We start from the raw sequence: 13428 nt of genomic DNA on the forward strand, positions 1-13428 counted from the left end.
GCATGACCGATCGGACGGATGTCGAGAGATCGATGATCCTATTTTTCGATAAGCGGGCAGCCATAGGGTAAGCACATCTCCGTCGCCTGCGGCATCATTTCCATTGCCGGCTTCGCCATCCTGCCTAAAAATTCGTTTTGCCTCACGAATTTGACGTTTACGCAAACGTCAATATTTTGTAAGGCTAGGTGAAAGGCCGGAATGCGAGTCCGGTGGCAATTGGAGGAATTCGAAAGATGCCAGTCTACAAGGCCCCGGTGAACGACACGCTTTTCGTCCTGAACGATGTGCTCGGACTGGAGCGTTACAACAATCTGCCGGGTTTTGCCGAAGCCAGTCCCGATATGATCGAGGCGATCGTCGGCGAGGCGGCCAAGTTGTCGGAAGAAGTGCTTTTTCCGCTGAATTACTCTGGCGATCAGGAAGGCTGCGTGCGCCATGACGACGGCACGGTCTCGACGCCGAAGGGCTTCAAGGAGGCCTACCGTGCCTACTACGAGGGCGGCTGGCTGGGCCTGGCGGTGCCGGAGGAGTTCGGAGGGCAGGGATTGCCCTATACGCTGCATTGCGCTGTCGGCGAATATACCTCTGCGGCCAATATGTCGCTGATGATGTATCCGGGCCTGACGCAGGGCGCGATCGCCGCCATTCTCGTGCATGGTTCGGAGGAGCAGAAGCGGACCTATTTGCCGAAGATGGTCGAGGGCACCTGGTCCGGCACCATGAACCTCACCGAGCCGCATTGCGGCACCGATCTCGGCCTGCTGCGCACCAAGGCGGTTCCGCAAGGCGACGGCAGCTACAAAATCTCTGGCCAGAAGATCTTCATCTCTGCCGGCGAACACGACATGACGGACAATATCGTGCATCTGGTGCTCGCCCGCATCGAGGGCGCACCGGAAGGTACGAAGGGCATTTCGCTGTTCATCGTGCCGAAATTCATGGTCGGGTCGGATGGTTTGCCAGGCGCGCGCAACGCGGTCTCCTGCGGCGCGATCGAGCACAAGATGGGCATTCACGGCAACGCCACCTGCGTCATGAACTATGACGAGGCCACCGGCTTCCTGATCGGCGCCGAGAACAAGGGCCTCAACGCCATGTTCGTGATGATGAACGAGGCGCGCCTCGGCGTCGGTCTGCAGGGGCTGTCGATCGCCGAAATCGCCTACCAGAATGCCGTCGCCTATGCCCGCGAGCGCATCCAGGGGCGCTCGCTCTCCGGCCCGAAGGCGCCGGACAAGAAAGCCGATCCGATCATCGTCCATCCCGATATTCGCCGCTCGCTGATGACCATCCGCGCCTTCAACGAAGCCGGCCGCGCCTTCCTGCTGTGGACGGCGCTGAAGTCCGATATTGCCCACCGCTCGCCGGACGAGAAGGAACGCCAGGCGGCAGATGATATCCTTGGCCTGGCGACGCCGATCCTGAAGGGCGTCATGACCGATAAGGGCTTTGAGCATGCAGTCATGGCGCAGCAGGTCTTCGGCGGCCACGGCTATATCGAAGAGCATGGTATGAGCCAGTATGTTCGCGATGCCCGCATCACCATGATCTACGAAGGCGCCAACGGCATCCAGGCGCTGGATCTGGTCGGGCGTAAATTGGCACTGAACGGCGGCCGCGCCGTCATGGCGCTGTTCAAGGAGATCGGCGATTTCTGTGAGGAAAACCGCAATGACGAGCAGATGGCCTTCTTCACCAAGCATCTGAAGAAGGGCTTGAACGACGTCCAGGCCGCGACCATGTGGTTCATGCAGAACGCCATGGCCAAGCCGGACAATGCCGGCGCCGGCTCCACGGATTACATGCACCTCTTCGGCCTCGTCGTTCTCGGCTACATGTGGGCGAAGATGGCGAAGGCGGCGCAAGCCGGTCTTACCGACGGCGACAGCGCCCGCGCGGATTATTTGAAGAACAAGCTTGTCACGGCGCGGTTCTACATGGAGCGCATCATGCCGGAAACGGCGCTGCGCAAGGCTCGCATCGAAACCGGCGCCGACACGATGATGGAACTGGCGGCGGAAGCTTTTTGACTTCTACCTTCTCCCCCGCTGGGGAGAGATAATGACGACGCGATCAACCGCCGGACAAAGAATTTGAAGGCGGCTTGCCGCCGCAGGGAGATGAGACATGACCAAGGTTTTCATTTACGACCATGTGCGCACGCCGCGCGGGCGCGGCAAGAAGGATGGGGCGCTGCATGAAGTGCCTTCCGTTCGCCTTGCCGCCAAGACATTGGAGGCAATCCGCGACCGCAACGGGCTCGATACGAAGACGGTCGATGACATCATCATGGGCTGCGTCGATCCGGTGATGGATGCCGGCGCCGTCATTCCCAAGGCAGCCGCATTCGAGGCGGGTTATTCGACCACGGCCCCCGGCATACAGATCTCGCGCTTCTGTGCCTCCGGCCTCGATGCCGTGAATTTCGGCGCAGCTAAGATCGCGCAGGGAGCCGACGATATCGTCATCGCTGGTGGCGTCGAAAGCATGTCGCGCGTCGGCCTCGGCATGTCCGGCGGCGCCTGGTTCATGGATCCCTCGGTGAACTTTCCGGCCTATTTCATGCCGCAGGGCGTATCCGCCGATCTCATCGCCACCAAATACGGTTTCTCCCGCGATGATGTCGACGCCTATGCTGTCGAAAGCCAGAAGCGGGCCGCCCATGCCTGGGAGAAGGGCTATTTCAAGAATTCCGTGATCCCGGTGAAGGATGTGAACGGCCTGACCATCCTCGACAGGGATGAGCATATGCGTCCCGGCACCGATATGCAGGCGCTGGCCTCGCTCAATCCATCCTTCCGGATGCCGGGTGAGATGGGCGGTTTCGAAGCGGTCGGCATTCAGGCGCATCCTGAAGTCGAGCGCATCAACTATGTGCATCACGCCGGCAATTCCTCCGGCATCGTCGATGGCGCGGCCGCTGTGCTGCTCGGCTCCAAGGCGGGCGGCGAGAGCATGGGGCTGAAGCCGCGGGGCCGGATCAAGGCTTTTGCCAATATCGGTTCCGACCCGGCGCTGATGCTGACCGGCCCGGTCGACGTCACCGAGAAGCTCTTGAAACGCACTGGCATGAAGCTCGCCGACATCGACCTCTTCGAGCTCAACGAGGCCTTCGCTGCCGTCGTGCTGCGCTACATGCAGGCTTTCGATATCGGCCACGACAAGATCAACGTCAACGGCGGTGCGATCGCCATGGGTCATCCGCTTGGCGCCACCGGCGCGATGATCCTCGGCACGGTGCTGGACGAGCTGGAGCGGCGCGATCTCAACACAGCGCTGGTGACACTCTGCATCGGCGCCGGCATGGGCACCGCCACGATCGTCGAACGCGTCTGAGGGGAGCGGAAACAATGGCTTATACGAATTTCACCATCGAGACCGATGCAGACGGCATCGCACTCGTCACCTGGGACATGCCCGGCAAATCGATGAACGTCTTTACCGGCGAGGTGTTGGAGGAACTGAACGCCATCATCGATGCGACCGTTGCCGACAAGGCGATCAAAGGCGTGGTCATTACTTCCGGAAAATCCTCTTTTTCCGGCGGAGCCGATCTGTCGATGATCAAATCGCTCTTCTCCGTCTATCAGGACGAGAAGGCGAAGGATCCGGCGACGGCGGCGCAAAAGCTGTTCGATCTCGTCGGCCGCATGACCGGCCTGTTCCGTAAGCTCGAGACTTGCGGCAAGCCCTGGGTTTCCGCGATCAACGGCACCTGCATGGGCGGTGCGCTGGAGATGTCGCTCGCCTGTCACGGCCGCGTTGCTTCCAATGCCAAGGGCGTCAAGATGGCGCTGCCCGAGGTCAAGGTCGGTATTTTCCCCGGAGCGGGCGGCACCCAGCGCGTGGCGCGGCTGACCGATGCGCAGTCGGCGCTGCAGATGATGACAACGGGTCAATCGCTGACGGCGGCGCGCGCCAAGGCCATGAACCTCGTGCATCAGGTGGTCGAGCCGGATCAGCTTATTCCGGCCGCCAAGCAGATGATCAAGGATGGGCTGAAGCCTGTCGCTCCCTGGGATGAAAAGGGTTTCAAGGTGCCCGGCGGCGGTATCTGGACGCCGGCTGCCGCGCAGCTTTGGCCGGCTGCCCCGGCCATCCTTCGTCGTGAGACGTCGGGCAACTATCCGGCCGCGCTCGCCATCCTCAAATGTGTCTACGAAGGCCTGCAGGTGCCTTTCGACACCGGCCTGAAGATCGAGCAGCGCTATTTCACGCAGGTGCTGCAGACGACCGAAGCCTTTTCGATGATCCGCTCGCTGTTCATCTCCATGCAGGAACTCGGCAAGGGCGCTCGCCGCCCTGCCGGGCAGCCGAAGACGGAGCTGAAGAAGGTGGGCGTCGTCGGTGCCGGCTTCATGGGCGCCTCGATCGCCTATGTCACCGCAGCCGCCGGTATCGCCGTCACCCTCATCGATCGCGATATGGAAGCGGCCGGTAAGGGCAAGACGGTCGCGGAAGGTCTGGTGAAGGAATCCATCGGTAAGGGACGGATTACGTCTGACGAGGGCGCGGCACTGCTTGCCTGCATCACGCCTTCGGCCGACTATGCCGATCTCAGCGATGCCGATCTCGTCATCGAGGCGGTCTTCGAGGATCGTGATGTGAAGAAGGCGGTCATCGAGGCCGTTGAAGCGGTGCTGCCTGCGGGCGCCGTCTTTGCCACCAACACCTCGACCCTGCCGATCACCGGTCTCGCGAAGAATTCCAAACGCCCGGCTGATTTCATCGGCATCCATTTCTTCTCTCCGGTCGAGAAGATGCTGCTGACCGAAGTCATTCTTGGTAAGGAGACGGGCGACCGCGCCCTTGCCGTCGCGCTCGACTACGTCGCCGCTATCAAGAAGACCCCGATCGTCGTCAACGACACCCGCGGCTTCTTCGTCAATCGCTGCGTGCTGCGCTACATGTCGGAAGCCTATGACATGCTGATCGAAGGCGTGCCGCCGGCAATGATTGAAAATGCCGCCAAGATGGCGGGCATGCCGGTCGGGCCGTTGGCGCTCAACGACGAAGTCGCCATCGACCTGTCGCTGAAGATCCTCAAGGCCGCCGTCGCCGATCTCGGCGACAAGGCTGTTGATGTCAGGCACATGCAGTTGGTCACGCGCCTGGTGGAAGGCGAAGGCCGCTTCGGCCGCAAGAATTCCAAGGGCTTTTACGATTATCCGCCGAAGCCCGGCAAGAAGTCGCTCTGGCCGGGCCTGAAGGACCTCTATCCGCAGAAGAAGGCCGAGGAGGTCGACGTCAACGTCCTGAAGCAGCGCTTCCTTGCCACCATCGCGCTGGAGGCCGCGCGGACTATGGAAGAGGGCATCGTCACCGATCCGCGCGAGGCCGATGTCGGCTCCATCCTCGGCTTCGGCTTCGCCCCCTACACCGGCGGCGCGCTCTCCTACATCGACGGAATGGGCGTCAAAGCCTTCGTGGAGCTCTGCGAAACGTTGGCTAAAGCTTACGGACGGCAGTTCAAGCCCACGGCGCTGCTGAAGGATATGGCGGCGAAGGGCGAGACGTTTTATGGGCGATTTGACCCGTATGGCGTGAAAACAGCGGCATAAGAGGGCGTTCTCTCGAAAGAGAACATGCTGGACAATTTCCGGAAAATAATAGGCCGCTCCTGTCGGGAGCGGCCTTTTCCATTCGTCCTCTGTTTAGTTCCATTGCACAGAGGAGAGAAGTAATGGCCGAAATTATTGGAAACCGCGAAGAGGCCGACGCCATCTTTGCCGTGCTTGTCGCTTGGGCGACGGCGATCGGCGAAAAGGACGCCGCCGGCGTCCTGTCGCATCTGACCGACGACATCGTGGAATTCACCCTGGCGCCGCCGCTGCAATATAAGGGCAAGGATCAACCTAGCCTGCAGGGCTGGTTCGACACTTGGCAGGGGCCGATCGAAGGCGATGTCGAAGACCAGAAGCTGACGATCGGCGGGGATATCGCTTTCTGGAGCGGCCTGACGCACATGCTGGGCACCAAGATTGATGGCACCAAGGTCGACCTCTGGTTCCGCGAGACGCTTGGCCTCAGAAAGGAAGCCGGTGTCTGGAAGATCGCCCATGATCACACATCGGTCCCCTTCGCCATGGACGGCAGCGGATTGGCGGAACTTGGGCTGAAGCCGTAATCCCAGGTTAGGCTGACGCCGTGACCTTCTCCCGTCCTGCCTTCAGCGCCAGCACGCCGCAGATGATCAGGGCCAGAATGGCGGCCGCATAAATATCCGTCGTTGCCGTGAACCCGACCGCCTTTGACAGGAACCCGGCCAGGATGGCAGGCAGGCTGAAGGCGAGGTAGCTTTGGATGTAGAAGGCCGAAAGTAGGCCGGCGCGCTCGTCCGGCTTGGCCAATGGCATGATGCTTCTAACTGTGCCGAGGAAGGTCGCCCCGAAGCCGGCGCCAGCGATCAGCGTTCCCAAGGCAAGGATCGACACCTGCGCCGCATGCACGCCGGCGATGACGGTCAATATGCCGAGCGTCATGCTGGGTATACCCAACGTCATGGCCGTGGCGGCAGATCTCTTGCGCAGCAGGAACACGGCCGCCGCACCGCTGATCGTCAAGGCTGCGACCACGGAGCCGCCGACTAGCGGCGCCGTGCTGCCGGTCGTCGCGCTGACCAGTGAGGGCACCAGCGACAGATAGAAGCCGCCGAGCGCCCAGACGGCGACGTTGATCGGCGTCAGCGCCAGCAGCGTCCGGCGCACCTGTTGTGGAACGGCGACTTCCGGTTTCAGCGATGCGAGCAGCCCGCTCCGCCGGCGTGTCGTCTCCGGCACCAGCCAGAGCAGCACCGCCTGCAGGGCCAGCAGAGCAAGCATAACGATATAGACGAGCAGGGTCGGCGTCGGGGCGAATTGGACCAGCAGGCTCGTGCCGAGGGCTCCGATCGCCATGCCGGTAAGCGGCGCAAGACTGTTGGTGATCGATCCCTTGATCGGATCGAGATCGACGAGGGCGGCGCCGATCGAGCTTGCTGCCGCACCCGTGGCGAAGCCTTGCACGATGCGTGCGGCAATCAGCCAATTTGGACCGTCGGCCATTAAAAACAGCGCCATCGCCACCATATTGAGGATGAGCGAGGCAAAGATAACCGGCCGTCGTCCCAGATGATCGGAAATCGAGCCGACGATCAGAAGCGAAATGAGGAGCGCGAAGGCATAGACGGCGAAGATCACCGTGATCAGCACCGGCGAGAAGGCGAAAACCTGCTGGTAAATTCGATAGAGCGGTGTCGGCGCAGAGGAGGCGGCAAAGAAGGTGGCGCTGGTGGCGGCGTGAAAGAGCGGTGCTAATCGCCGGCCAGCCGCCCGCGGCGAATTGGCGGTGGAATCCATCGTGGTCATCGATTATATCCTGGCTTAAAGCAAAAAAGTTGCGTTAAGCACATGTAGGGTGCCGCATGGCTAAAAGCAAATAATTTGCGTTAGCAACGTGTAGACGCTTCCTATGCGATAACAGCGACAAAGGGAAAGATTGGCATAAATCTATGGCTTCAAAAGAAAATCCGCGTCCCGGCGGGCGCAGTGCCAGGGTGCAGGCGGCGGTGCATCAGGCGGTGCGCGAGATGTTGGCCAGGATGGAGCGCGCAGACGTGACGATCCCGCTCATTGCGCAGCGCGCCAATGTGACGCCATCGACAATCTATCGCCGCTGGGGCGATTTGCAGGAGCTGCTGGCAGATGTTTCTGCCTCGCGGTTGCAGCCGGAAACGGAGCCGCTCAAAACCGGCAGCGCCTGGATGGACCTGCAGGCCTGGGCCGAGCAATATGCCGACGAAATGTCCTCCGGCGCCGGCCGGCAGATGATCCGCGATATCCTCGCGGTATCCGACACTGCGAATGCAGAGAAGTGCTCGGGCTATACGCAGCAGCAATTGCGCGTGATCGTCGCCCGGGCGGAAGAACAGGGTGAGGCGTTTCCGACACTCACCGAACTGATGGACTTCGTCATCTCGCCGATCATGTACCGTATTCTCTTCGATCAGGTGCCGAGCAACGACTATATTCATGGCCTGATCTCTCGGGTCATGCCGAAGGTTGCGGCAAGTCCTGAAATTGCGGAAATAACGGCTGATGTGTCCGGCGTCTGACGACTTCCTTGATGGAATTCGTTTCTCCCGCTGGTTGAGCCTGCACTGTCCGCAACTGGACAACAAGCAAGCCGGCATCGCCTGCGAAAAAAGCTGCGGTCAGTGATTCCCTTGGGATATGCAGCGTCGATGTCTCCGTCGCGCTATTTCGCTATTGAAGAACACCGGCAAAGATGATGCTAATGGTTGCCGATTAAATTCAATGGCAACGCAAAGGGGACCTTCGATGCTCAATGAATTCAAGGCATTCATCGCCCGTGGCAACGTCATGGATCTCGCAGTCGGCGTGATCATTGGTGGCGCCTTCGGCGGTATCGTCAAGTCGCTGGTGGACGATATCATCATGCCGATCGTCGGCGCGGTTTTTGGCGGCTTCGACTTTTCGAATTATTTCCTCCCGCTCTCAGCCAACGTCAATGCGCCATCGCTGGCTGCGGCCCGCGCGCAGGGCGCCGTTTTCGCCTACGGCAGTTTCATCACCGTCCTTATCAATTTCCTCATCCTCGCCTGGATCATCTTCCTGATGGTCAAGGGTGTGAACGCGCTGCAAAAGCAGGTCGCTCGTAAGGAAGAGAAGGCAGCCGAAGCTGCACCGCCGCCGGCCGATGTGCAGTTGCTCACCGAAATCCGTGATCTCTTGGCCAAGCGCCCCGCGGCCTAAGGCATTTTTCAGATTCCTGTCTCCAAGCCTCGGCCTATCAAAGGTCGGGGCTCATTCATCACGAAAATCGATTGGTCGCTCAGTCAAAGTCATGGGATTTGCCCGCCGAATTGCTCTAAGAAGGCGAAAACCGGAGACTTTGCATGTCGATATTGGATAGCCTCAGCCCGCGTGCTCTGACTGCGCCCGAAAGCGGGATCGTGGAAGTCGTGAACTATGCCCGTGGGCGCGATGGCCTGCTGCCGCTCTGGGTTGGCGAGGGCGATCTGCCGACGCCGGATTTCATCAACCGCGCCACCATGGCGTCGCTCAACGCCGGCGAAACCTTCTACACCTGGCAGCGCGGCATCCCGGAGCTACGCCAAGCGCTCTCCGACTACTATACGCGGCATTTCGGCGTGTCTCTGCCGATGGAGCATTTCTACGTCACCGGTTCCGGCATGCAGGCGATCCAGCTCTCGGTGCAGGCGATCACCTCGCCCGGCGATGAAATGATCTATCTGTCACCGGCCTGGCCGAATATTGCGGCTGCGCTCGAGATCGCCGGCGCCCGCTCGGTCGCGGTGCCGCTGCAGTTCGAAAACGGCAAATGGACGCTTGATCTTGAGCGTCTGAAGGCGGCGATCACGCCGAAAACCAAAGGTCTCTTCATCAATACGCCATCGAACCCGACCGGCTGGACGGCGACGCATCAGGACCTCAGGGATATTCTGGCGCTCGCCCGGGAGCACAGTCTCTGGATCATGGCCGACGAGATCTACGCGCTCTATTATTATGCCGGCGGCCGGGCGCCCTCCTTCCTCGATGTCAAGGAGGCGGATGACAAGATCCTGTTCGTCAACTCCTTCTCGAAGAACTGGTCGATGACCGGCTGGCGCGTCGGCTGGATCGTGGCGCCCCCCGAACTCGGCCAGGTGATCGAAAACCTCGTGCAATACTCGACCTCCGGCGTGGCGCAGTTCATGCAGAAGGGCGCCGTTGCCGCACTGAACGAAGGCGACGATTTTGTCCGCTCCAACATCGCCAAGGCCGCCCGTTCGCGTGATATCCTCTGCGACGCGCTGATCGCCACCAACCGCGTCCACACGCTGAAGCCGGATGGCGCGCTCTATTCCTTCCTGAAGATCGACGGCGTCACCGACAGCCGCAAGGCTGCTCTCGATATCGTCGACAAGACCGGCGTCGGCCTGGCGCCCGGAACGGCCTTCGGCAAGGGCGGCGAACTCTTCATGCGCGCCTGCTTCCTGCGTGATCCTGCACAGGTGGCGGATGCTGCGGAACGGCTGAGCCGCTATATCCTGAGCTTGTAGTATTTACCTTCGTCCCATTGGGGCGAAGGCATTTTCCGCCATTCGATAAAATTCGACCAATCCCCGAAAACCCTGCCTAACCATAGGAACAATCTTCCCTTCGCGGCAGCCCGCTCGGTCTCTTCTTTTAATCAAATCCGTAAGAAACCCGGCCTCATATGGTGCCTGTACGACTTTGCAGGGACGCGAAGAATGACAGTGTTGGTGACAGGCGGTGCCGGGTATATCGGCAGCCATATGGTCTGGAAATTGCTGGACGCCGGCGAGGATGTGGTCGTCATCGACCGTCTTTCCACCGGTTTTCGCTGGGCAGTCGCGCCGGCGGCACGCTTCTATTTCGGCGATGTCGCCGATGAAGTGCTGCTGGAGAAAATCTTCGCCGAAAATGATATCGACGCCGTCATTCATTTCGCCGGCTCCGCCGTCGTGCCGGCGTCGATCGAAGATCCGCTGGCCTATTACGACAACAACACCTGCAAAACCCGCATCCTGATGAGTGCGGCGATCAAGGCCGGTATTCGCCATTTCGTCTTCTCCTCCACCGCTGCCGTCTACGGCCCGCAGCCCTCCGGAGAGCCGGTGCGGGAAGACGCGCCGCTCAGGCCGGAAACACCCTACGGACAATCCAAGCTGATGTCGGAATGGATGCTGCGCGATGCCGCCGCCGCTTACGATTTTAGCTATGTGGCACTCCGCTATTTCAACGTCGCCGGTGCCGATCCGAAGGGCAGGGCCGGCCAATCGACCGACGGTGCCACACATCTTGTGAAGGTAGCCTGCGAAGCGGCCCTCGGCCGCCGCCGCCAGGTGGATATCTACGGCACCGACTATCCGACACATGACGGCACCGGCGTGCGTGACTACATCCATGTCTCCGATCTCGCCGAAGCGCATATGATGGCGCTGCAACACCTGAGAAGCGGCGGCGGGCCGCTGGTCGCCAATTGCGGTTATGGCATGGGCTATTCTGTGCTCGACGTTCTGAACATGGTCATGCGGGTCTATGGCCGCTCGTTCAGGATACATATGGCGCCGCGCCGACCGGGCGATGCCGCCAGCGTCGTCGCCGACACCACGCTCGCCCATCGCGAACTCGGCTGGGTACCGAAATACAATTGTATGGAGACCATCGTGCGCTCGTCGCTGGAGTGGGAAAACTACCTCGCCCACAGATCCGGTTTCGAAGCCAGCGGCTTGCTGAAGGTGTTCGCAGCACCAAGCATCTAAGGTCTCTTACGTTGGAAGCGCGTTCTATATTTTGATGCCTGGGTAGAAATGCAAAGTATTCAGCAATCCTTGGTAATATTTCCCAATAAAAATAACCGAAAATCAAGTTTTTTGTGGTTTTGTATGTGTGGGGGAAAGAAGCCATGAGGAACTTGCTTTCAGGCCTGGGCCTACAGAAAGAGAACCCGGCGTTTATGGTGGCGCAATATAAGGCGCTGTCGTCACAGATACCGGTCCTTTATATTCTTCTGATCATCAACGCCCTGGCCGTCGCGGCCACCCATATCCACACCGCACCGATGTGGCTGGCACTTTACGTGCCTGTCAGCCTGAGCATCCTCTGCATTTTCCGCATTATGTGGTGGCATATGCATAGCCAGGATCCCGTCAGCGCGGATCGAGCCTATAGCGTGATGCGCCGAACGGTCGTACTCGCCGGCGTACTGACCCTTGCTTTCGGCAGTTGGGCCGTCGCGCTCTATCAATATGGCAATGCCTATCAGCAGGGGCAGATTTCCTATTTCCTTGTGGTGACGGGCATCTCCTGCGTCTTCTGCCTGATGCATTTGCCGGCCGCTGCCCTGCTGACAACGGCGATCACCTTTTCCTTCATGGTCGTCACCTTCATGTTCTCCGGCAATTCCGTGTTCGTGGCGACGGCGACCAGCGTCATCTTTCTCTCCTTCCCCTTTGTCCGCGTCATCAATAGCTATTTCCGGAACTTTGCCGGGCTGGTGCGGCTGACGGAGGAACTTGGCGACAAGCAGGCGGAAGCCGAGCGGCTGAATCTCATCAACAGCCGCAACGCAATGCAGGATCAACTGACCGGTCTCGCCAATCGTCGCAGCTTCTTTCGCGAATTGCAGGATCTGTTGCAGCAACGGCCGGAAGAGCCGCCCATCGTCGGTCTTGTCGATCTCGATGGCTTCAAGCCGGTCAACGACGTCTTTGGCCATGCCGCCGGCGATCTCGTGTTGAAGGAGACGGCCGAACGTTTCGTGGCTTTGATGGACGGCAAGGGCACCATTGCGCGCCTCGGCGGAGACGAATTCGGCGTGATTTTTCCAAGCGATCTCGACCGCAACTGCGTCTCCGAGTTGGGGCAGGCTTTCTGCGCAGCGCTGCGCGAGCCCTACGATGTCCCGGGTGGTTCCATCCGCATTTCCGGCTCCTGCGGCATCGTCGTTCCGGAGGGCGGCGGCCATACGGCGGAGCAGCTATACGAAAAGGCAGACTTCGCCCTCTATCAGGTCAAGAGCCGCCGCAGCGGCAGTGTCGAGTTCTTCTCCCACGATCTCGAAGAAATCCTGCAGCAACGGCACCTGATCGAGCTGGAATTGCAGGGCGATAATTTCGCGAGGGAATTGTCGCTGGAATACCAGCCGATCATCGATCTCGATGATGGCCATGTCGTCGGCTTCGAGGCCCTGGCGCGGTGGAACAGCGCCCGCCTCGGACGCGTCAACCCCAATGCATTCATCCCCGCCGCCGAACGCACTGCAATGATCGGCAAGATGACTCGCATCCTCTTTGCCGAGGCGTTGCAGGCACTGTCTATCATGCCGCTGCCGCTGCGGATGTCCTTCAATCTCTCGGCCCGCGATATCTGCGACCATGAGACTTCGATGGCCCTGCTTGGCATGATTCATGGCGCCAAGATCGATCCGCGCCGTATCGAATTCGAGATCACCGAGACGGCATTGCTCTCGGACTTCGACACGGCTTACGAGGTCATCAGCCTTCTTCGCACCGCCGGCATTACCATCGCGCTTGACGACTTCGGCACCGGCTTTTCCAGCCTCAGCCACGTCCACCGGCTGGAATTCGACAAGATCAAGATCGACAAGAGCTTCGTCATGCAGTTCGATCGCGACGTCCGCTGCATGAATATCACCCGCTCGGTCGCTAATCTCTGCCGTAATCTCGGCATCGTCTCTGTCGCCGAAGGCGTCGAGAGCGCTGCGATCGGCGAGGCGTTGCATGCTTTCGGCGTGCGGCTGGCGCAGGGCTATCATTTTTCCAGGCCGCTGCGCTTGCACGACGCGATCGCTTTTGCCGAAGCGAGCGAGAGCGGCATTGCAGCGCGACGCGTGGCAAACGCCTAGAGGAAAAGCGTAGAGATTTTCCATCCGGAA

General features: G+C 60.2%; 10 protein-coding genes. 9 read left to right on the top strand and 1 reads right to left on the bottom strand.

Features of this window, described 5'->3' with window-relative positions:
- The first annotated feature begins 236 nt into the window (after positions 1 to 236).
- The 4 genes from C9E91_RS03390 (at position 237) to C9E91_RS03405 (ending at position 6130) form a co-directional block, all read left to right on the top strand.
- Positions 237 to 2033 (top strand): acyl-CoA dehydrogenase C-terminal domain-containing protein, encoded by a 1797-nt coding sequence (locus C9E91_RS03390; RefSeq protein ID WP_107106941.1) that lies wholly within the window; start codon positions 237 to 239, stop codon positions 2031 to 2033.
- 97 nt (positions 2034 to 2130) lie between these two features.
- Positions 2131 to 3339, top strand: a complete 1209-nt coding sequence (locus C9E91_RS03395) for an acetyl-CoA C-acetyltransferase (RefSeq protein WP_107106942.1) — start codon at positions 2131 to 2133, stop codon at positions 3337 to 3339.
- Positions 3340 to 3353: 14 nt separating this feature from the next.
- Entirely contained in the window at positions 3354 to 5564 is a 2211-nt protein-coding gene (locus tag C9E91_RS03400; protein ID WP_107106943.1) for a 3-hydroxyacyl-CoA dehydrogenase NAD-binding domain-containing protein, read from the top strand.
- Between the two features lie 122 nt (positions 5565 to 5686).
- Complete coding sequence (locus C9E91_RS03405; protein ID WP_107106944.1) at positions 5687 to 6130, top strand: YybH family protein; 444 nt, start codon at positions 5687 to 5689, stop codon at positions 6128 to 6130.
- 7 nt (positions 6131 to 6137) lie between these two features.
- Here the strand turns inward: C9E91_RS03405 and C9E91_RS03410 are convergent, their stop codons facing one another.
- Positions 6138 to 7349: an MFS transporter gene (locus C9E91_RS03410; RefSeq protein ID WP_107106945.1), complete on the bottom strand. Its 1212-nt coding sequence runs from the start codon at positions 7347 to 7349 to the stop codon at positions 6138 to 6140.
- A gap of 143 nt (positions 7350 to 7492) precedes the next feature.
- On the opposite strand from C9E91_RS03410, the gene C9E91_RS03415 reads away from it, so the two are divergent.
- From C9E91_RS03415 to C9E91_RS03435, 5 genes are all read left to right on the top strand, one after another.
- Positions 7493 to 8095: a TetR/AcrR family transcriptional regulator gene (locus tag C9E91_RS03415; protein WP_107106946.1), complete on the top strand. Its 603-nt coding sequence runs from the start codon at positions 7493 to 7495 to the stop codon at positions 8093 to 8095.
- A gap of 226 nt (positions 8096 to 8321) precedes the next feature.
- A complete protein-coding gene (gene mscL, locus C9E91_RS03420; protein WP_107106947.1) occupies positions 8322 to 8756 on the top strand; it encodes a large conductance mechanosensitive channel protein MscL in 435 nt (144 codons plus the stop codon).
- Between the two features lie 143 nt (positions 8757 to 8899).
- Positions 8900 to 10066, top strand: a complete 1167-nt coding sequence (locus C9E91_RS03425; RefSeq protein WP_107106948.1) for a pyridoxal phosphate-dependent aminotransferase — start codon at positions 8900 to 8902, stop codon at positions 10064 to 10066.
- Between the two features lie 192 nt (positions 10067 to 10258).
- Complete coding sequence (gene galE, locus C9E91_RS03430; protein ID WP_107106949.1) at positions 10259 to 11293, top strand: UDP-glucose 4-epimerase GalE; 1035 nt, start codon at positions 10259 to 10261, stop codon at positions 11291 to 11293.
- Positions 11294 to 11436: 143 nt separating this feature from the next.
- Positions 11437 to 13398, top strand: coding sequence for a putative bifunctional diguanylate cyclase/phosphodiesterase (locus C9E91_RS03435; protein ID WP_107106950.1), 1962 nt, complete (start codon positions 11437 to 11439; stop codon positions 13396 to 13398).
- Positions 13399 to 13428: the final 30 nt, after the last annotated feature.

Origin of the sequence: Rhizobium sp. SEMIA4064, from assembly GCF_003025035.1 — a bacterium.
Taxonomy (GTDB): domain Bacteria; phylum Pseudomonadota; class Alphaproteobacteria; order Rhizobiales; family Rhizobiaceae; genus Rhizobium; species Rhizobium paranaense.